At 48.6% G+C, this 23,449-nt stretch carries 4 protein-coding genes; all 4 read left to right on the forward strand.

All coding sequences use genetic code 11. The features are described 5' to 3' along the window. Nucleotides 1-1,067 precede the first annotated feature (1,067 nt). Nucleotides 1,068-6,320, forward strand: a complete 5,253-nt coding sequence (locus F1593_RS18935) for a hybrid fatty acyl-AMP ligase/type I polyketide synthase (RefSeq protein WP_268907072.1) — start codon at nt 1,068-1,070, stop codon at nt 6,318-6,320. A 14-nt stretch (nt 6,321-6,334) separates the two neighbouring features. Then, the gene (locus F1593_RS18940) at nt 6,335-10,231 is read left to right on the forward strand and encodes a type I polyketide synthase (RefSeq protein ID WP_172632250.1); all 3,897 of its coding nucleotides are present in this window, start codon (nt 6,335-6,337) and stop codon (nt 10,229-10,231) included. Next, nucleotides 10,231-21,171 (forward strand): non-ribosomal peptide synthetase, encoded by a 10,941-nt coding sequence (locus tag F1593_RS18945; protein ID WP_149403132.1) that lies wholly within the window; start codon nt 10,231-10,233, stop codon nt 21,169-21,171. Before F1593_RS18940 ends, F1593_RS18945 begins: the two co-directional genes overlap by 1 nt. Nucleotides 21,172-21,269: 98 nt before the next feature. Next, nucleotides 21,270-23,449: condensation domain-containing protein (locus tag F1593_RS18950; RefSeq protein ID WP_149403133.1), on the forward strand; the 2,180-nt coding region annotated here is incomplete at its 3' end.

Here is a 23,449-nt window from a genome sequence, read left to right on the forward strand (position 1 = left end):
ACAGAGCAGGTGCTCGTTAAGATGTGACACACCACTCTCTTTTCCAGGACGATCTGGTGCGTCTTCATAGCTACCGCTTGAGTGTTCCTTGCTGTCTCACTCACCTATGCGAACGCGCCAACTTTACCAATTATGGTTGCTGTTTTTTCAAGCAATCAAGAAGTATTTCTAGCAAAAGTATCCGCACTGGCGACAACGATTATCATTGTACCAGTGGCATCTGGCATTTACGCACAACGGTATCTGGTTCGCGGGCTCACTGGTGGCGCAGTGAAATAAAACAAAAAAACAACACGATCATGAAGGTCATTGTAATGAATAGAGAAGAGTATAAAGGAGAAAGAAGCTATGCGTGCAGTCATCATTGACAGGCCAACCGTCTTGAACCCAAATTAGGAGATAGCATGGAGGCACTCTCTACCTTTTTTTGAACGTGTAGCGCCATTCCTAATCACATTCACGGCCTGCTTTGGACGCAGTGACCGTTCCCTAACAAAACTCAATAAATTCTAAAACTGTAAACATTAAGCACAAAATTGAATTTATATGATATAATACGTCATTAACGACCTTTGTTAGATACCTGCCACAATTTATAACCTGAATTGTGCTATCAGAAAGTGAATTATGGCTGATTTTAGCATGCATGCATAGATCAGTATCTTTGTTGGGAAGAGATAAGCCTTGACAATCTTTTTACGAAGGTTTGTAAATGAACAGCAAAAATGTTCACAAAGTGTTTGATTCCCATAGTCTTCGCCATCCTGGTGCATGAGTTTTCGCACCGATGGTGCTCAAACCCTTTTTTATGGTATGTTGCTGTAAATGTGCATAGCACATTTACAGCAACATACCATAAAAAAGGGCGCAGGTGAGCAGCAAGATCCCGCTGGGAGTGGGAATCAAACACTCTCTCAACATTTTTATTGGTTTTCTACGGCAATATACAATACAACTGTTTTTACAAGGTATTATTTTTCCATAATTTACAGTGACTGTACAGTCTTAATAATCCACCTTGTACAACGAACATTGAACTCTATTTAAGTGGGGTACTGAGTACGAATATTCAAAAACCAAATCATTCTAGGGCTGATTTTGTTGATTTACTCAGTTGGCGAGCCGAACATCAGCCTGACCAACAAGCATATATGTTTCTTACAGATGGCGAATTTCGTGAAAAGTCTTTGACCTATGCAGAACTCCATCAGCAAGCTTGTTATATAGGCTCATTCCTTCAAGACAAAATACAACCTGGGGATCGAGTTTTACTCCTGTATCCCCCAGGTGGGCAATATATAGCGGCAATTTTTGGCTGTTTCTATGCAGGGGCAATTGCAATCCCAGCCTATCCGCCAAAAATGAACCATAATCTGGAACGGATTGAGGCAATCTTACACGATGCACAGATAACGGTTGCTCTGACAACTCAGCCGATCCTCACGTCTCTTCGAAACAAATTCGCCGATCATGACTCTGTCCAAAACATACGTTGGATAGCGACAGATGAGCAAGAACAGCAAGCTAGCGAGCAAGATTGGAAAAGGCCAAAGATCACAAATGAAACTGTCGCTATGTTGCAATATACCTCTGGCTCTACCGGATCTCCTAAAGGGGTCATCGTTACCCATAATAATCTTATCCATAACGCTGCTTTCATTCAGAAAGGGATGAGGTTAAGATCTGATAGTTCACTGGTAAGCTGGTTGCCTCCTTATCATGACATGGGATTAATGGGCGGAATATTGGAAGCTGTGTATCTAGGAGTTCCAATTACATTTATGCCTCCAGCAGCCTTTTTGCAACAACCTCTGCGTTGGTTACGCGCCATTTCTCGCTACCACGCTAAGGTAAGCGGAGCGCCTAACTTCGCCTTTGATCTGTGTGTGAATAAAGCTACACCTGAAAACATTGCAGAGTTAGATTTGAGTAGTTGGGAACTTGCTTTTTCCGGGGCCGAACCTATCCGACAGCAAACTCTTGAACGTTTCGCTCGTACATTTGCTCCATGTGGATTCCGTCCCGAAGCTTTCTATCCCTGTTATGGTCTTGCAGAGGCGACACTTTTTGCAGCGGGTAGCTTTCAAACTAATCCGGCACAGCGACATTACTTTGATGCATCAGCTATCGAGCAGGGACAAGTCATCGTACTTACAGCTGAAAGTGCTCAGAGCCGTTCGCTGGTAAGTAGCGGTTATACGACAGAGGGGCAAAAGATTGAAATTGTCGATCCAGAACATCTGACCAGGTGCGCCCCCAATCAGATTGGAGAAATTTGGCTGGCCGGACCCAATATTGCTCAAGGCTACTGGAACAAACCCTTAGAAACAATGCAGACATTCCAGGGATATTTGAAGGGAAGTCACGAAGGTCCCTTTCTAAGGACTGGAGATCTAGGCTTCTCATTACAAGGGGAACTCTTTATTACAGGCCGCCTCAAAGATGTGATTATTATCCGTGGGCGCAATCTCTACCCACAAGATATTGAGGCTGTCGTTGAGAGTAGTCATCCTGCGCTACGCCAGAATTGCTGTGCTGCATTCTCATTGAGTGATGAACAAGGCGAACGCTTGATAATTACGCAAGAGATCGAACGCCATCATCAGGGCTGGGAAAAAGCCGCTATTATTCAGGCCATACGCCAAAAGGTTACTGCTGAATTCGACATTGAAGTTGCGAGTATTGTGCTTCTGCGAGCTGGGACGATCCTTAAAACGACAAGCGGTAAAATTCAACGCAGTGCCTGTCGTCAGAGTTTTCTCGCTGAGAACCTGAATATTGTGTATCAATGGGACCACAAAACAGCGCCATTAGAACCTGTCCAGTTACCTGATGCGAGTCAACCCATAGATGAAAGAAAATTAGCATCACTTCCCCTTTTTCTCCCCAACCAGGCATCTTCCAGTACACAAACAATCGTGAACTGGATCAGGATGCAGATCGCTCAACGCACACACCTTGATCCCAGGGACATTGATCCTTCTGCTCCATTCGTCAACTATGGACTCGATTCTGTCGCCGCCGTTAGCCTCTCAGGTGATTTAGAGCAATGGCTCCAACGCTCGCTCTCACCAACCCTCATCTATGACTATCCTTCTATCGATACACTTGCCCACTATCTTGCTAATCCAACATCTCACAAAGAACAACCACAAAAAGACGATACAGCATCTGTCTATACACATCAAACACAATCAATAGAAACAGATGCTATCGCGATCATAGGCTTCGCCTGCCGCTTTCCTCAAGCACTCAATGCAGAGGCTTTCTGGCAGCTACTCCATGATGGAGTGGATGCAATTTCAGAAGTTCCCGATGATCGCTGGTCACTTGATACGTGGTATCAGGCTGGTCCAACAGTTCAGAACAAGATGAATACGCGTTGGGGTGGCTTTCTCCATGACGTGGATCAGTTCGATCCTACATTCTTTGAAATCGCTCCTCGCGAAGCGGCAAAGATGGATCCTCAACAACGACTCCTCCTGGAGATTGCCTGGGAAACTTTTGAACACGCTGCAATCGCTCCCGATACATTGGCTGGGAGCCAGACTGGAGTCTTCATTGGAATCAGCAGCAATGATTACTTACTTTTACAGCAGCAAAACTCAACGCTCGACGCATATGTTGGTACAGGCAATGCTCATAGTATCGCAGCCAATCGGCTCTCTTACGCCTTTGATCTACGCGGTCCAAGCATGGCTGTGGATAGTGCCTGTTCCTCTTCTTTGCTTGCCCTGCATCAAGCTTGTCAAAGTATACGCGCTGGCGAATGCTCATTAGCACTTGCAGGTGGCGTGAATTTACTCCTGACGCCGGAACCAACACTCACCTTCTCCCAGGCCCATATGATGTCTCCTGATGGACATTGCAAAACTTTTGATGAAACAGCTGATGGCTATGTCAGAGGTGAGGGCTGTGGTCTCGTTTTACTTAAACCTTTAGCCGCTGCACAACGGGATGGTGATCGCGTTTTCGCATTGATTCGCGGGTCAGCGACAAATCAGGATGGTGCCAGCAATGGGCTCACAGCACCAAATGGTCCGGCTCAGGAAATGGTGATCCGTCAGGCGCTCATCAATGCAAATATACACCCGGAGCAGCTAAGCTATATCGAGACGCATGGCACTGGAACTTCGCTTGGTGATCCAATCGAGGTCAATGCACTCAAAAACGTTTTACTCCCACAGCGCAATGCGCAACAACTCTGTCTACTTGGTGCGGTAAAAACAAATATTGGACATTTGGAGGCGGCGGCTGGCATTGCAGGAGTCATTAAAACAATTCTAAGCTTCTTGCATCAAGAAATTCCAGCAAACTTGCATTTTCAGAAGCTCAATCCGCATATTCAGCTTGAAGGCACGCCTTTACAGCTTGCAACAAAACGACAACCATGGCCAAAACAAGAACGGCAACTGGCTGGAGTCAGCGCCTTTGGCTTTGGAGGCACCAATGTCCATTTGATTCTAGAAGCGGCCCCCGACACGATCAATGAGAACATCAATACTAAAATTTCTCCAGAATTACCCGAACGCCCGCAACACTTGCTCACACTATCGGCGAAAAGTCCGGAAGCATTTGCCTTGCTTGCTCAGCGCTACATAACACTATTACAACAGCAACACGATTGGCTAGCACCCAATATTGCCTTTAGCGCTAATACGGGACGCAAACACTTCGCTTATAGAAAAGCATTTTCTTTCTCTTCACATGCACAGCTACTCTCACAACTCCAGGAGGCTGCTAAGATTCCTCCACAAAACACGCTTACTGCTCAGATAAGTCCACCGAAGATTGCTTTCCTTTTTTCTGGCCAGGGGACACAATACGCGGGCATGGCGAAACAACTATATGAAACGCAACCGACCTTTCGTCAGGAACTTGAACGCTGTGATGGACTCCTTCGGGATGTTCTAGAATATTCCTTGATCGATATACTCTATGGGCACCGTGAAAAGCAGACATTACTTGATGAAACCCAATATACGCAACCCGTTCTCTTCTCACTTGAATATGCACTCGCGATGCTTTGGCGCTCCTGGGGCGTTGAGCCAGATATTGTCATGGGACATAGTATTGGTGAGTATGTGGCGGCCTGTATCGCTGGTATACTGAGTTTGGAAGACGCCCTCAAACTTGTCACAACACGTGGACGTTTGATGCAAGCGCTCCCACAGCATGGTACGATGCTTACAGTGCTGGATGCATTAAGTAATTGGACCGACCTTCTCACTCCATTTCAACAAACCATCGCTATTGCAGCAATTAATGGACCTCAGAATATTGTACTGTCAGGCGCTGAAACGGCACTCCATACGGTGGAGCAACATCTGAAACTGAGAGGTATTGCAACTCGCTCATTGCATGTCTCACATGCCTTTCACTCGCCGCTCTTAGATCCAATCCTGGATAACTTTGAGCAGTATGCACACACAATTCCGTTCCAGCCAGCCCGCATACCACTCGTCAGTAATCTTACTGGTGAGGTCATAGCTATTGGTTCTACATTAGATGCTCATTATTGGAGACGGCACACACGTGAAACAGTACAGTTTGCAGCCGGTATCCATACACTGGTAGAACAAGATACTACCCATTTTATTGAGTTGGGTCCTCATACTACGCTTATTACTATGGCTCAGATTGGCCTTGTGAATGCTCCAGAGAAATCAGCTCGTCACACAAAGTGTCATTGGTATACGACTTTACACAAAGAACAAGAAAATTGGCACACATTGCTCGCTACAGTCGCAGATCTTTATACCCAGGGGGTAAAAATTAATTGGCGGGGCTTTGATCAAGATTATCAACGTCAGCGTGTTACCATACCGAATTATCCATTCATACGTCAGCGCTACTGGCTTACTACGAGTCCAAAAACTCTCCAGGAGGAGAGAACAACGACTCAGAGCGTATCAGGAACCTCTCAAAGCAGGCACCCTTTCCTGGATAGGTATCAGTCCCAGCGTGGATCTGACACTATCCATATCTGGGAAAGTCAACTGGATGTGACACGTTTGCCACAGCTACAGCAGCATCGTATACAAGGAATAATTGCCCTACCAATGTTCACCTATGTGGAGATTGCGCTAGCTGCTGCCGCAGAAACCTTTGGGCACAACAACTATCGTTTACACGAACTGCAAATTGCCAAATTACTGTTTCTCGCAGATAAGGGCACACGAAAAATACAATTTACGCTTGAGGAACGAGATCATCAGCAGTTGTATTTTCAACTCTGCAGTCACCTGGACACTCCTGGTACGGAAAATGAAAAGAGTACCTGGACGCTTCATGCTACTGGAAAATTACAACTTGTATGAAAAGAGATGACAGAGTGCAGACAACAAAAACACAATCACGTCCATTAACTGGAGCACCATCGACAATTGATTTTGGGTTAATCTTCTTTTCGAGCAACGAGACACCAGATGAGCAAGAAAAATATCGTCTGGTGCTTGACAGTGCGAGATTTGCAGATCAACACGACTTCTCTTCAATCTGGATACCAGAACGCCACTTCACGGAGGAAGGCAGGCTCTATCCCAGTCCAGCCATTTTACACGCCGCGCTGACAGCTCAGACAGAGCGTATACAGTTGCGAGCCGGAAGCGTTGTCTTGCCTTTACATAATCCCATTCAAATTGCCGAAGAGTGGGCCATGATCGACAATCTTTCGGGCGGCCGCGTTGGCATTTCCTTTGCCTCGGGCTGGCATCCTAATGATTTTGTCTTGAATCCAGACAATTACGCGCAACGTAACGCGACCATGTACGCTGGTATCGACATAGTACGAAAGCTATGGCGCGGAGAAACCATTCAGTCTCGGGCCGGAAACGGGCAGATGGCACAGATTCGTATCTATCCCACTCCCTTGCAACGTGAACTGCCATTTTGGATTACGGCCGCTGGCAATCCCAAAACCTTCGCAACCGCTGGTGAAATTGGGGCAAATCTGTTGACGCATATGTATAACCAGAGCGTTGAAGAACTGGCGGAGAAGATCCAAATCTACCGGCATGCACGCGCACAACATGGTTATGATCCAGCAACAGGTCAAGTTTCTGTGATGCTCCATACTTTTGTGGGAACAGATGAAGAGACAGTTCGAAAACAGCTCCAGGGCCCTTTCTGTGCCTATCTCCGCTCAGCTACCCATTTACTCGATGCGATAGCTTACAGTCGTGGACAAAAAATCGATCTAAGTACACTCACCTCGGAGGATCTCGATGAGTATCTCCTCTTCGTCTTTGAACGTCTCATCTCCGATCGCCGTGTACTCTTTGGCACGCCAGATAGTTGTCTTGATCTGGTGCTGCAGTTACAGGCCAGTGGAGTCAACGAGATAGCCTGCCAGATGGATTTCGGAGTTAAGACAGATCTTGTTCTCAACAGTCTGCCACATCTTACCCGCTTAAAAGAGCAAGCGAATTCGACCACACGCAAGCACGAACAGAACAATATTGCCATCGTGAAGAGGCTGTCTTCAGAGCCACAGACGCAAATCACAACCCGGTTTCCTTCCCACGTTTCTCCGGCAGAATTACCAACATCTGAACTGGCCAGGATACAGCAACGTTGTCATGAGTATCTGGCACCGGCGAAACTCTATCAGCTGCTGGAGCAGTATGGTGTGCAATTGAGTGGTACATATCAAGCCATCAGCGATATCTGGTACACCAGTAATGAAGCACTCGGTATCATTAATACAGCTGAACAAGCTGACGAAATAAACACGCTGTATCAATTGCCTCCAGCGCTTTTGGATACCTGTTGCCTTCTCCTCCTGGCTACGCTCCCCTTAGAATTATTTAGTACAACAAATGCATTCTATCTGCCTGGCGGCATGGGTGATCTCTACATTCATCAGCCTATTCCCAAACATCTCTGGAGCCATGCCCACTTAACTACGCCTCTGACAAGCGAGGGCGAACAAACAATCATAGGTGATGTGACACTGTATACAGATAATGGAATCTGTATCGCAGAGATACATGGACTCCAATTACAGCGTGTTGAGCTTGCAGGCTCTCCATTGCTTCCAACGCTGCCAGCATCAACGCTGAAAAATCTCCTCTACAGCCTACAATGGGAAGAGATGGCCCTCCCCATACAGACAGTGACAACAGAAAAGACTCAAGCAGCAACCTGGCTCATCTTCACAGATCAACAGGAAGTTGGGACACAACTCACAAGCCGCTTACAAACGCGTGGTGACCGCTGTGTCCTTGTTACTAAAGGGAATGTCTTTGCACGGCACTCCAAAGATCGCTATCAGATACAGGCAGCGTCATCAACTGACCTTCAATTGCTACTGGATGAGCAAAAAAATACAGCTTTCGATCATATCGTACACCTCTGGAGCCTGGATGAACTATCACAGGAAACACAGACCGCTGACGAGCTTCTTGCCAGCCAGCAATTGAATCTCGGCAGTGTGCTACATATCATTCAAGCGACACTTACTCAAAATAGTGCTCAACTGCCCAAACTCTGGCTCATTACACGCGGTGCTCAACCAGTTGTCTCCAATGATCCTCTACCTGCAATCGCACAAGCGTCCCTATGGGGGCTGGGCAAGACCTGCGCGATGGAACACCCTGAGTTGTGGGGGGGACTTATTGATCTCGATCCTCATACGTCCGCCTTCACATCTGCTGAATACCTGCTTGAACATATTCATGCAACACAACATGAGAATCAACTGGCATTTCGTAACAATCGTAGTTATGTTGCCCGTCTGGTTCGCAATTCATCACTTCCATCTCCGCTGACGCTCACCATTCGCGAGGACTCCAGCTATCTTATCACTGGTGGTTTAAGTGGTTTAGGGCTTGCTACTGCGCATTGGTTAATTGACAATGGCGCACGCTATCTCGTTTTACTCGGTCGTACATCACTTCAGGTACAAGAAAAAAGGGAACAGCATCTTTCAATTGAGACACACAAAGCTGCCCTGAAAACGCTGGAGGAACGTGGGGCCTCTATTCATTATATCGCTGCTGATGTTGCTAGCACTGACCAGGTGCAGTCAGCCTTTAAAGAGCTAGACACCCAGGACTTCCCTCCAGTGCGTGGGATTCTGCATGCTGCATCTGTCTGGCAAGATAAGCAGAGTCAGTCGCTCGTACGACCATTAGCAACGATTTCAACCAGAGATCTCAGTGAAGTATTACGTCCCAAAGTAGGTGGCGCATGGAATCTGATGCAGATACTCAAACATGTACCGCTCGACTTCTTTATCTCATTCTCTTCAGGGGCATCGCTGCTGGGTTCTGCGTCACAAGGGAACTACGCTGCCGCAGGAGAATTTCTGGATATTCTAGCAGCCTATCAGCGTATGCAAGGTCAGCCTGCCTTGAGTATTGACTGGGGTGCAATTGCCGATGTGGGCTTTGGTGCAACCCCAGAAGGGCAACATGTCCACGCTTACTGGGAGAAACGTGGTATTCAACGTCTTACGCCACAAGTAGTATTCGAGGCACTGGAGCAACTCATTCCACAGGCGTCCAGTCGCGTCGGCGTCATGAAAATGGATTGGGGACTTCTCACTGAGAGCTATCCTCATCTGGCGAACCTGCCGTTGCTCAGTCATCTCATCAATACACAAGAAGATACGCTCCCAGATACGCAACACGCACATTCGCCAACAACGCTGTCACTCGATCAGGTGCTGGCGGCATCGCCACAACAACGCTATCAACTTATTGCAGATCATCTTGTTCTACAAGTGGCTCATGTGCTACAGCTTCCACAGAACCACCAGCTTGATCCCGAACAATCACTCGCCACACTCGGCCTGGATTCGTTAATGGCTCTTGAGCTCAAACACCAACTTGACTTCGAATTTACTATCCATATATCCGTTGTGACTCTGTTACAAGGACCCAGCATAGCCCAACTCACGATGCATATCCTTACGCAACTTGCTGAAAAAGAGCAGACACAGTCAACCACAATCGCGGCCAGTCCAGAAACAATCACTGCTGATACAACGATGGTCACTGCTGATACAGCCCTTACCCAGCAACAACAAGAACACCTTCTCCTACAACTTGATCAGCAAGCACAACAGAGTGTTGCCGAACTTGTCCAAAACCTCCTTTCGACAACACCACAACCAGTCATTGAAAATTCAATCAATCAGCAGCAAACGCAACAATTGGATCAGCTCACCGATGAACAGATCACACTCTTACTTCAGCAAATTGCCAGCGGAGGAAACAAGGCATAATGCAAAATAATGATCTCTTACAGCAACTATCAAGTCTTTCTAGTGATGCACAACGTGCCCTGCTCACCAGATTAATGCAGGCACAATCTGAGCGGACTGAACGCTGGGAGGCCTTATCATATAATCAACAAGCGCTCTGGTTCCATGCCAACCTGGCGCCTGATAGCGCCGCCTACAATCTCCTGTACTCGGTACGTATCTTTGAGGCCATGGATAATGCAATGCTACAGCAAGCATGTCAGCAATTGGCCCGGCGCTATCCTATCCTCACAGCAACATTTGCTGTGCATAATGAAAAACCTGCACAACATATCATCGGGCAGCAAGAGATCCCTATCCAGGAGGTCGATGCGATGGCATGGGATAGTGATACATTGCAACAGGAAATTGTCACCATGAGCAATCAAACGATTGATCTGGCGCAAGGGCCCCTCTTCCGCGTTGTGCTCTTTCGAGACAGTTCCCATGAAACGATTCTGGCATTTATCGCACATCACATTATTGTCGACTTCTGGGCTTTCAATATTCTCATTGATGAGCTCTTTACACTCTATAACGCGGCTAAAACGCACAGCACAGTGGCACTACCACCGCTAATGGGACAACATAACGACTATGTCCAATGGCAACAGGCGCTGCTCGCCAGCGCAACTGGTGAGCAACACTGGCACTATTGGCAAGAAACTCTCTCTGCGCCTCTACCAGTGCTACATCTGCCAACTGATCATCCCCGTCCTCCAGTACAAACCTATCATGGCTCCTCTTTTGATCTCACACTGCCTCAAACACTGACACATCGGTTGCGTGCACTCGCCAGCCAGGAAAAGGTTACACCATTCACGCTGTTATTGGCAGGATATCAGACGCTTATCTTTCGGTATACCAATCAAAATGATATTCTTATCGGGACTCCTACTTTGGGGCGTAATGAAGCCACGTTTGAACGTCTCATCGATGATGTCACCAATCCAGTGATGATTCGCGCCCGCCTGACTACCGGGCATTCTTTTTTACAACTCTTGCGACAAACGCAACAGAACACCTTCGATGCATTAGAACATCAAGATTATCCATTTCCTCTGCTTGTCGAACGCTTACAGCCTGAACGTAATCTCAGCTACCCTCCTCTCTACCAGACAGCCTTTACCTGGGATAAACCACGCCGCCGTACCGGTGCTACGTTGGCCTTCGAAACATTTATGTATGGTCAGCAAGGAACACTATTTGATCTCGCACTCAGTATATTCGAGCTCGATAATGAACTGGTGGCTGGCTTTCGTTACAATACTGATCTCTTTGAGTCTGAAACGATTGAACGACTGGCAAACCATTTTCTCGTTCTGCTGGAAGCAATTGTGGCACAACCTGATCAGCTCATTCGACATCTCCCTTTGTTGACACAACAAGAACAGCTACAGACTGTGCTGGACCGAAATCGCACAGACACGCCACCCTCCCATGCTCGATCTATTCAGCAACTGATCGCAGAACAGGCACACAGCACCCCCGATGCGCTGGCACTGGTATGCACAGAAACCGCACTTACCTATCGCGATCTCAACGAACGTGCCAATCAACTTGCTCATTACTTACGGCGAGAAGGCATAGGACCTGATATTTCGGTTGGGGTTTGTCTGGAGCGTTCATCTGAACTTATTATTATTTTGCTTGCTATTCTTAAGGCAGGTGGCTCCTATATTCCGCTAGATCCACACTATCCAGTGGAACGCATCGCCTGGATGCTTCATGATGCACAACCAGCCATGGTGATAACCCAGAAACAGTTGCGAGCACGTATTTCGACACAAGATCACCGTATATGCTGTATCGAAGATATCTGGTCAGAATTTGCCATTGAAGCAACAAGCAATCCCACAGAAATAACCGGGGACCAGCATACGGCTTATATCATTTACACCTCCGGGTCAACAGGCCGTCCTAAAGGAGTCATGATTAGCCATCATAATGTGCTGAATTTCTTTGTTGGTATGGATGCAACACTCCATGAGGCAGATACCACTGCGTATAAAACCTGGCTTGCCGTTACTAGCATCTCCTTTGATATCTCGGTACTCGAACTTTTCTGGACCCTCAGTCGTGGCTTCCAGGTAGTCCTCCAAACTGAAAACATTGCCACAATACCGATTCATCATACGGAGCAGGCACAGGCACAACAAGTTCCGACGAAGGATATTGAGTTCAGCCTCTTTTATTTTGCCAATGCCGCTTACGAAGAAGCAGCAGAAGCAGGCTATAAACTTCTCTTAGAAGGTGCTCAGTTCGCAGACCAACACGGTTTCACCGCTGTCTGGACGCCGGAACGGCACTTTCACGAGTTTGGAGGACTTTATCCCAACCCATCAGTGATCAGTGCGGCATTAGCGACCTTAACCCAACATATTCACATTCGAGCTGGGAGCATTGTCCTCCCACTGCATCATCCAGTCCGAGTAGCCGAAGAATGGGCACTTGTTGATCAACTCTCTCACGGTCGCACAGGAGTTGCCTTTGCTTCAGGATGGCACGCGAACGACTTTGCCTTTGCTCCCGAAAAATACGCACAGCGCAAAGCCATTCTGGCCCGTGATATCGAAACGGTCCGTGCACTCTGGCGCGGTGAAAGTGTCACCGTCCAAAATGGTACAGGGGACTCCGTTGCCATCCGCACTTTTCCGCGCCCCATTCAAGCCGAATTACCTGTATGGATTACGAGTAGTGGCAACAGAGAGACTTTTCAGTTAGCTGGTGCCAGCGGTGCAAATATTCTCACTCATCTGCTTGGTCAAAATCTCAACGAGCTGGCACAGAAAATTGCCGCTTATCATGAAGCCTGGCATCAACATGGACACGATGCTCAGGGTCAACAGGGACATGTAACGCTCATGGTCCATACGTTCATTGGCACCGATCTGCAAACGGTCCACGATACAGTGCGTGTGCCTTTTTCAAACTATTTGCGCAGCTCAGCCGAACTGATGAAATCCCTGGCACAGGGATTGGGCCAGGACATCAATCAGGTAACAGAAGACGATATGAACGCCCTGGTAGCCCAGGCATTCGATCGTTATGTTGGCACGAGCGGATTAATGGGAACCGTGGAAAGCTGCCTACCTATAGTAGAACAAATTAAAGCTCTTGGGGTTGATGAAATTGCCTGTTTGATCGATTTTGGGGTTGCGGCTGATGATGTTCTTGGCAGTTTACAGCATCTCGCGGCATTAAAGGAACAGAGCAATTATCTTCCTATCCAGTCACAATATGAAGAGCTTTCGGTCTCCCAGCAACTCATCAAGTCAGGTGCTTCCTATCTACAATGCACACCATCGCTGATGAATATGCTTTTGCTCCTACCTGAAACTGCCGATGCCTTGCGTAATGTACGCCATTTATTACTCGGTGGTGAGGCACTCCCTCTGGCGCTGATTAAAAAGCTCCAAAAGCTGACATCGGCAACGCTTCATAATATGTATGGTCCAACAGAGACGACCATCTGGTCTTCTACCGCTCAACTTCCACCAGATATCTCACGGATTGACCTGGGTCAGCCAATCGCCAATACACAAATCTATATCCTGGATGATGAACTTCAACCAGTTCCCACCGGAGTCACAGGTGAACTTTACATTAGTGGTGATGGCGTTGCTCGCGGTTACCTGAATCAACCAGCATTAACGGCTGAACGGTTTCTTCCCAATCCATGGAGTACAAACGGTCAGGCACGTATGTACCGCACTGGTGATCTGGCCCGTTATCTTGCAAACGGAACCCTTGAATACCTTGGGCGCAGCGATCAACAGGTCAAGTTACATGGCTTCCGCATTGAATTGGGTGAAATTGAAACTGTCCTACAAGCGCATCCAATGCTACAAGAGGCTATCGTGGCCGTGCATACAACAGGCGAGACAGACCCTTATCTGGTTGCATATGTCGTTATACGCGCAGGCACACAGCTAGAAACGGCAACCTTACAAGCCTACCTACGCACACGAGTGCCCAATTATATGGTGCCCGCCCTCTTTCTTTCTCTCCCAACGCTCCCCAAAACACCAAACGGCAAAATCGATCGTCAGGCGCTACCGGCACCAGAAAATGCCCAGGCTCTCTCATCCACCACATTTGTCGCTCCTACAACCCAACTGCAACTCCAGTTGGCAGAGCAATGGGCCCAGACTCTCCATCTCACAAATGTGGGCATCACAGATAATTTCTTCAAACTGGGGGGACATTCACTGGCCGCAGTTGAGATAACCACCCACATTCGAGATACATTTCAGGTGGTAATCTCTCTGCGTGACTTTTTTGAAATGCCGACCATTACTGCGCTGGCACAACGGATAGAACAGGAACGCGCTCTTACACAGAACGAAGACATCCATGCAGCGCTTTTAATACAGCCCCAAAAGCGCGATACGGACACCTTTCTACTCTCATTTGGACAACTCCGCCTCTGGCTCTTAAATCAATTAGAACCTGAAGATGTATCCTATCTCCTTCCTATCGCTATACAACTTAACGGAAAACTGCATATTCAAGCGCTCATACAAAGCCTGAATTCAGTCATACAGCGCCACGAATTACTGCGAACGGTCTTCACAACTGACCACGATGAGCCAGTGCAACGTATTTTGCCTCACCTCACGCTCCCGATCAACGTTGTTGATCTGAGTACACTCCCTCCTCAAGCAAGACAACATACGCTAGCAACGCTTTCACAACAAGAGTCGCGGCTCCCCTTCGATCTGGAACAGGGACCGCTTCTGAGAGCTCATTTACTACGCATCAATAAGCAAGAACATATATTGCTCTTTACCATGCACCATATCATCTCGGATGGTCAAAAATCCGCCGATATCTTGATGCAGGAACTTTCTATCTACTATCGAGCCAGGCTGACTGGACAATCTGCTACGCTTCCTGCCCTTCCCATTCAGTATGCTGATTATTCTGTCTGGCAACGTCAACAGCTACACGCTACGCTGTTAGAGAAACAGCTTTCTTACTGGCGTCAACAATTAGCTGGCAGTCCAACATTGCTTGAATTGCCTACCGATTATCCTCGTCCAGCAATTCAAACGTCGGTTGGTGCCCGCGAGGTCATTGTATTTCCACGCCTACTCACCCAACAACTTCAAGCGTTTAGCCAGCACTATAATGGAACACTCTTTATAACCTTATTGGCTGCCTTTCAAGTCTTGCTCATGCGTTATAGCAGGCAACAAGATATTGCCATTGGTACCCCTAGCACGAATCGTGGAGTGGCCGAACTTCAGGGCTTAATTGGATTTTTTGTCAACACGCTAGTCATACGCACAAATCCAGGCAATAATCCCAGCTTTCTGCAACTCGTAACACAGGTGAAAGAAACAGTACTACAAGCATATGAAAACCAGGATATCCCCTTCGAACAACTCGTTGATGCATTAGAAGTTGAACGTTCTCTTAGCTATACCCCTCTCTTTCAAGTTCTTTTCGCCCAACAAAATACTGCTGATGCACGCTTACAGCTTGATTTACCAGATATAACCTGGACGCGACTCAACCTTGCATCAACGACGACAAAGTTCGATCTTAGCGTCATGATTACAGAGCAAGCAGAAGGGGTACTCGTAGAATTTGAATATAGTACTGCTTTGTTTCGGGCCGAAACAATCCGGCGTATGCTGGGCCACTGGCAGGTGCTCTTAGCAGCCATTGTTGAGAAACCTGATCAAAAAATTGCAGAATTGCCTCTCTTGACACCAGACGAGCGCGAGCGTCTTTTAGTCCCGTGGAATACGACAAACAGTTCTCAAACAGCATTTCTGTCGTTCCATGAACGCTTTGAACAACAGGTGGAGGACACACCCGATGCGATCGCTCTCGTCTTTGAAGAACACACCCTGACCTATCGCGAGCTTGATCAGCGAACCAATCAACTAGCACGCTGGTTGCGTACTCAGGGTATTGGACCTGAACGCCTGGTCGGTGTCTATCAGGAGCGCTCGGTGGAGATGGTAGTGACGTTACTGGCGATTGTGAAAGCAGGAGGTGCCTATGTTCCCCTTGATCCAGAGTATCCAGAGGAACGCATTAACTGGATTGTGCAACAGGCTGAGCTTACTCTGCTACTCACCCAGACACGCCTTGCTCAGCGCAATATACGCTGTTCCTGTGAAGTTATCTGTCTGGATAACGAATACCTTCATTGGACACTGGAAAGCTCCGAGCAACTGAATAACATTAGCTTGCCGGAACATCTGGCCTATGTGATCTATACCTCTGGTTCTACAGGCAGACCCAAGGGGGTAACCATTTCACGGCGCGGGATCGATAACTTCTTACAAGCGATGAGCACGCAACCAGGGATGACTGCGCGGGATCGACTCCTGGCGGTGGCAACGATTGCCTTTGATATTGCCGGGATGGACTTGTTCTTACCACTCTGGGTGGGAGCTACAGTCATCGTGAGTGCCCAGGAGGTGAGCCGGGATGCCCACCTCCTGGCGCAATTGCTGGCAGAACAGGCGATCACGATTATGCAAGCAACCCCTGCGACCTGGCATCTGTTGCTAATGACGGGCTGGCAAGGATCACCACAGTTAAAGATATTATGTGGAGGAGAAGCCTTTACTCAACGCCTGGCGCAGCAATTAGAGACGCGCAGCGCGTCAATGTGGAACGTGTATGGACCAACCGAGACAACAGTCTGGTCTACCGTTCATCGGATCAAGGATGTGAGGACTGAGACGACGATCAGCATTGGTCACCCCATTGGGGGAATGCAAACGTTTATCCTGGATGCAAGCCAGAATCCTGTGCCCATCGGTGTGGCAGGTGAACTCTATATGGGTGGAGTAGGTCTGGGACGTGGATATCTCCACCGGGGAGATCTAACCGCCGAACGCTATGTCCCCCATCCATGGAGTAACAATCCTGGAGCTCGTCTCTATCGGACAGGCGATCTAGCCCGCTACCTGCCTGATGGCAGCCTGGAGTATCTAGGTCGAATCGATCAGCAGGTCAAGGTCCGTGGATATCGCATTGAATTGGGAGAGATTGAAGCCGCTCTGGGAGCGCATCCAGCTGTTCAGGAATGTGTGGTATTGGCACGCGAAGATGTGCCCGGCGACAAACGTCTGGTGGCCTATGTTATAGCGCAACCGGGAGAAGCGCTCACTATCAACGACCTGCGCACGTCACTGCAAGAACGCTTGCCCGGATATATGCTCCCCGCAGCGTTTGTCTTTCTGGACACAATACCATTGACCCCCAATGGCAAAGTGGACCGGCGAGCGCTTCCTGCTCCAGAGCATCTACGACCTGAGCTGGCGGAAACATTTGTGGCACCTGGCAACGAGATAGAAACTACTCTGGCAAGGATCTGGTCACACCTGTTGCGGATAGAACGCGTTGGGGTGCGCGACAATTTCTTTGCGCTAGGAGGCGACTCCATCCTCAGTATCCAGGTGGTGGCTCGGGCCAGAGAAGCGGGACTACACCTGACACCCAGACAGCTCTTTCAGTATCAGACGATTGAACAACTGGCGACCATACTTGCAATCCAGACAAATAACTTGCCTGAACTTGCCTATCAACAAGCTGAAATCACTGCAGAAATTGCGCTCTCGGATTTTCCTCTGGCACAACTGACACAAGAGACCATCGATCAATTGGCGATCGAACCAGGACAACTCAGTGACATGTATCCACTCTCAGCAGTCCAGGAAGGCATGCTCTTCCATAGTCTCTATGCGCAGACTGCAGGCGTTTATATTGAACAATTCTCCTGCCTGATTACTGGTCAGCTAGAACAGGAGCTCTTTGCCCAGGCCTGGCAGCACATAGCGATGCAACATGCTGCGCTACGCACCACCTTTCGCTGGGAGGATGTAGATGAACCATACCAGATTGTCTGGTCACAGATCTCATTACCCATTGAGTCGCATGATTGGCAACACTATACTCCACAGCAACAACAGAACCTGCTAGAAACATTTCTATCTGATGATCGCGCGCGCAACTTTGATCTACAACAGGCTCCTCTTATGCGTCTGACGTTGCTTCGTCTGGACGGTGAGACAACGCGGATGATCTGGACATATCACCATCTTCTCTTAGATGGTTGGAGTCTACCACTCATCCTCCAGGGGGTTTTCGATCAATATATCTCTCTGCGTCAGACAAAAACGCCACACGATGTATCACGTCGCCCATATCGCGACTATATCGCCTGGCTGCGTCAGCAAGATGGCAAAACGGCTGAGGCTTACTGGCGGCAGCAACTCGCTGGCTTTGAGGCGGCAACGCTATTGGAGATCGCGCCAGCAGTTTCCACTCAAATCAGCTCATCAGAGCCGCTAAGCAAACAATCCTATCAGCATATCCAACGCCATCTTTCACGCGCACAAACAGCCCTCTGGCGACAGCAAACTCGTCGCCAGCAATTGACCCTCAATACACTCTTCCAGGGTGCATGGAGTATCCTTCTGGCACGCTATAGTCACCAACGCGATGTCCTGTTTGGAAATGTTGTCTCTGGTCGTCCGCCAACGCTAGCTGGCGTAGAACAAATGGTTGGCTTGTTCATCAATACGGTACCTGTGCGGATTCAAATACCAGATCAGCTCAATGCAATAGACTGGCTCCATCAGGTACAGGCTCAACAAGCCGAACAACATCAATACGAAGTAAGCTCACTGATAGAAATTCAAGGATGGAGTGAAATACCTCGTAATCGTCCCTTCTTTGAAAGCTTGCTGGCATTTGAAAACTATCCGCTCGATGTGACAAGTCTCGGTCAACAAAGTGAGCTCACCATCACAGAGGTCTCGCTAGCAGAACAGACAAACTATCCATTAGCACTTATGGTCACTGGCACAAGCGAACTTACGCTCCAGATCACCTATGATCATCAACGCTTTGCGACCGATGCTATGCAGCGTTTGATGGATCATTTGATAGGAATCATTGAGCAATTCGTGCATACGCCCGAACTGCCACTCACACAGATCTCCTTACTTACGGCAGAAGAACGAAGGCAACAGCTCTACGCCTGGAACGATACGGATCGCACATTCGCAACGAATATCTGCCTCCACCAACATATCGAACAACAAATGAGACGACAGCCCGACAGTATCGCCGTACGCTTCGAAGAAAGTCAGATCAGCTATCAGGAGTTGGATGCACAAGCCAATCATCTGGCCGCACGCCTGCAACAGCACAAGATTGGCCCGGACACCCTCGTGGGTGTCTGCATGGAACGCTCACTTGATCTGGTCATTGCATTACTGGCTATACTCAAAACCGGTGGGGCCTATGTTCCGCTTGATCCCACTTATCCACAAGAGCGTCTGAACTATATGCTCATAGATGCACAGGTCAGCCTCGTTATTACGCAAGAACAATTCCATACCCGTCTGCAAACAGCAGTAACAACACCTGAAATCATCGATTTCAAAGCCAGCGCATTCACAACATCAGCGCATCCGCCACATGTACACATCAGTCCCGACAATCTGGCCTATATGATCTATACTTCTGGTTCAACAGGCAAACCCAAAGGAGTTATGAATAGTCATCGGGGACTCTGTAATCGTCTCTTCTGGATGCAAGAGGCTTACCAACTTACCGCACAGGATCGAGTTCTACAAAAGACTCCATTTAGCTTTGATGTATCCGTCTGGGAATTTTTCTGGCCACTACTTGCCGGAGCAAGTCTCGTAGTTGCTCGTCCCGGTGGGCATCAAGATCCTACGTATCTGAAAAGCCTTATTCTCGAACAGGATATCAGTACGTTACACTTCGTCCCACCCATGCTCCAGGCATTCCTGCAGGAACCAGAGCTTACAGCATGTACTAGTTTGCGCCGGATCATCTGTAGTGGTGAAGCGTTACTACCTGATCTCCAGGCTCATTTCTTTACTATTTTCTCGGCCCAGGCCCAGACCCAGGTCCAGCTTTACAATCTCTATGGTCCCACTGAAGCTGCTATTGATGTGACTCATTGGACCTGTCAATCAACCGCAACAAGTGTACCGATTGGTCATCCAATTGCCAACACACAGATCTACCTGCTTGATCCAGATCTCCATCCTGTCCCCATCGGCGTGACCGGTGAGATCTACATTGGCGGTACGAATCTCGCTCGCGGCTACTTCCAACGTTCCGAGCTGACCGCCGAAAAATTTTTACCCAACCCTTTTAGTAACGAACCTGGCACACGCCTCTATCGTACCGGGGATCTGGCTCGCCAGCACGGAGATGGTGCGATTGATTATCTAGGGCGTCTGGACCACCAGATCAAGTTACGAGGCTTTCGTATCGAGTTGGGCGAAATCGAAGCGCAGTTACGTGAACATACAGAGATCAAAGACGCTCTGGTGCTCCTCTATGAGGATGTGGTGGGACCTGCACTGATAGCCTATGTTGTGCCACACACAACGCTGACAGCCTCGACAGAACAACTACGTGCTTATCTACGCCATTTCTTACCCGATTATATGCTACCCAGCACTATCATGACGTTAGCAGCCTTTCCATTGACCGGTCATGGAAAAATTGATCGCGGAGCATTGCCACATCCCGATCGCTATCAACAAGCGACGAAGGCAACCTTTGTTCCACCACAAACACTGATGCAACAACAACTTGCAGAGATCTGGTCTCAGCTTTTACAGCTCCCACAGATCTCGCTACACGATGACTTTTTCGAACTCGGAGGCCATTCATTACTGATAACGAAACTCGCTACACGCATTCGGAGCACCTTCGAAGTCAAGGTACCTTTACGCGATCTCTTTGAAGCGCCAACGCTCGCAAAGATGGCGTCATGCATCGAACAGATCCAAAATGAGCTCATTATGCAGGCGGATGATGACAAACTCATGCAAATACTTGCGGCCCTGGATGGTGAGTCGGATGATGATCTACAGCTATTACTAGAAGATAGTGAAGAATAGCAATTACAGTAAGAAGAAGTCCTGAAACATTTTACTGTCTTTTTTATATTATCTACACTTAATAGATAATATAGCATTTCTCAAGGAAAATAATACCAATGAGTGATCTCGCGAAACGTCTTGCAGCACTGTCACCTGAGAAGCGGAATGCCCTCCTACGTCGGTTACAACAGAATCAAGTCGATGATACTAGTACGAAACAGACCATTCTGCCGCGTCAACAAGAGGGAAATACATTTCCCCTCTCCTTTGCTCAGGAGCGGCTCTGGTTTTTGGATCAATTAGAACCGCAGAATACTGCCTACAATATCGTGTCTGCGCTACGCCTTACAGGACAGTTTTCGCTGATGGCACTTGAGGACAGTTTAAGCACATTGGTTCAACGGCATGAGACACTCAGGACATCCTTCACGCAACAGCAGCATACTCCAGTACAAATTGTTGCCGAGCCGCAACCTGTCCACATATCCTTGATAGATTTGCAATACTATGAACATTTCAGGCAGGAATCTCTGAGCAGAGCCCTTGTTCAACAAGAACTCCAACATCCTTTTTATCTTGAGACTGGCCCACTCTGGCAAGCTCATGTGCTACGCTTAACCAGATATGAACATATACTGCTTTTTACGATGCATCATATTATCACTGATGGCTGGTCCAATGAGATAATGATCAATGAACTGACCACACTCTATCGGGCATCTATCACCGGGCGACCCTCTACGCTCGCGCCATTACCGCTTCAGTATGCTGACTACGCGATCTGGCAGAGGCAGTGGCTGCAAGGGGAGGTAATGGAAACTCAGCTAGCATACTGGCGTAACCAGTTAGCGGCATCGTCACCACTTGAACTCTCCACCGATCATCCGCGCCCTGCCATGAGAACTTATCGCGGGGCAAGCCAGACATTGCAGTTGTCTCCCGAGGTATCAAAAGGCTTGCAGACACTCAGCCGGCAGCAGAATGTCACGCTATTTATGTTGCTCCTGGCTACCTTTCAGGTGTTACTGATGCGTTACAGTGGGCAGGATGATATCAGTGTCGGAACACCTATCGCTAATCGCCAGCATGCCGAGATCGAAGGAGTGATGGGATTCTTTGTCAACACGCTGGTTATGCGTGCGGATCTTTCTGATAATCCTACGTTTGTGCAGTTTCTCCAGCATGTACGCAAGGTCTGCCTGGAGGCTTACTCTCATCAGGATCTGCCCTTTGAGCGCGTGGTGGAGGCACTCGAAACGGTACGCGATCTCAGTCGCTCGCCCCTCTTCCAGGTCATGTTTGTCTTACAAAGTACGCATCCAATCACGGTAGACCTGACAGACGTACAGATACAGCCACTGAAAATAGAGAGCGCTGTCAGCAAGTTTGATCTGACTCTCACCGTTGCGGAGACCGAGCAGGGTTTGGCTGGCACGCTGGAATATAGTACCGAGCTCTTTGAGGCCGAGACAATCCACCGGCTGCTTGGTCACTGGAAGACCGTATTGGAGGCGGTGCTGCAGCATCCCCAGACCCCCATTTGCGCGTTGCCACTGCTGACAACCAATGAATATGCGCTCATGCTGAACCAGTGGAATGCGACCCAACATGCTGATCCGCAACCTCTGTGTCTCCATCAGCGCATTGAACAACAGGTGCAACAGACTCCCGACGCCATTGCCCTCGTTTTCGAGGAGCAATTGCTCACCTATGCAGAACTCAATCGACGGGCCAATCAGCTCGCGCACCACCTCCAGCAACAAGGGATCGGTCCAGAGGCGGTCGTCAGCGTCTGTCTGGAGCGCTGTCCCGACATGGTCATCGCCCTGCTAGCCATTCTCAAAACGGGGGGAACCTATCTCCCCATGGACCCGGCCTATCCCGTGCAACGCCTGCAGTATCTCATCCACGATGCTGCTCTCTCGCTCGTGCTCTCTCATGCCTCGCTGCAGGATCGCCTTCCCGCAGCGACGAGCCGTCTGCTCTTGCTGGATCGCGCCGCAGCACGCTGGCGTCAGGAAGCTGACGACAATCTGACCACGGCCATCCCTCTGGACCAGCTGGCCTACATCATGTATACCTCTGGCTCGACCGGGCAACCCAAAGGGGTGATGATCTCTCATCGGGGATTGAGCCACTATGTGGCCTGGAGTCGGCAGCATTATGCACAGCAGCAGGCGATCGACTCCGTTGTGCATACCTCGGTGGGCTTTGATCTCACGGTGACCAGCCTGTTTGTGCCGCTGGTGACCGGGGGAAAGGTACGCCTGCTCCCAGAGGCTCCCGGCATTGACGC

The sequence above is a fragment of the Dictyobacter arantiisoli genome (assembly GCF_008326305.1).
GTDB classification, from domain to species: Bacteria; Chloroflexota; Ktedonobacteria; order Ktedonobacterales; family Ktedonobacteraceae; genus Dictyobacter; species Dictyobacter arantiisoli.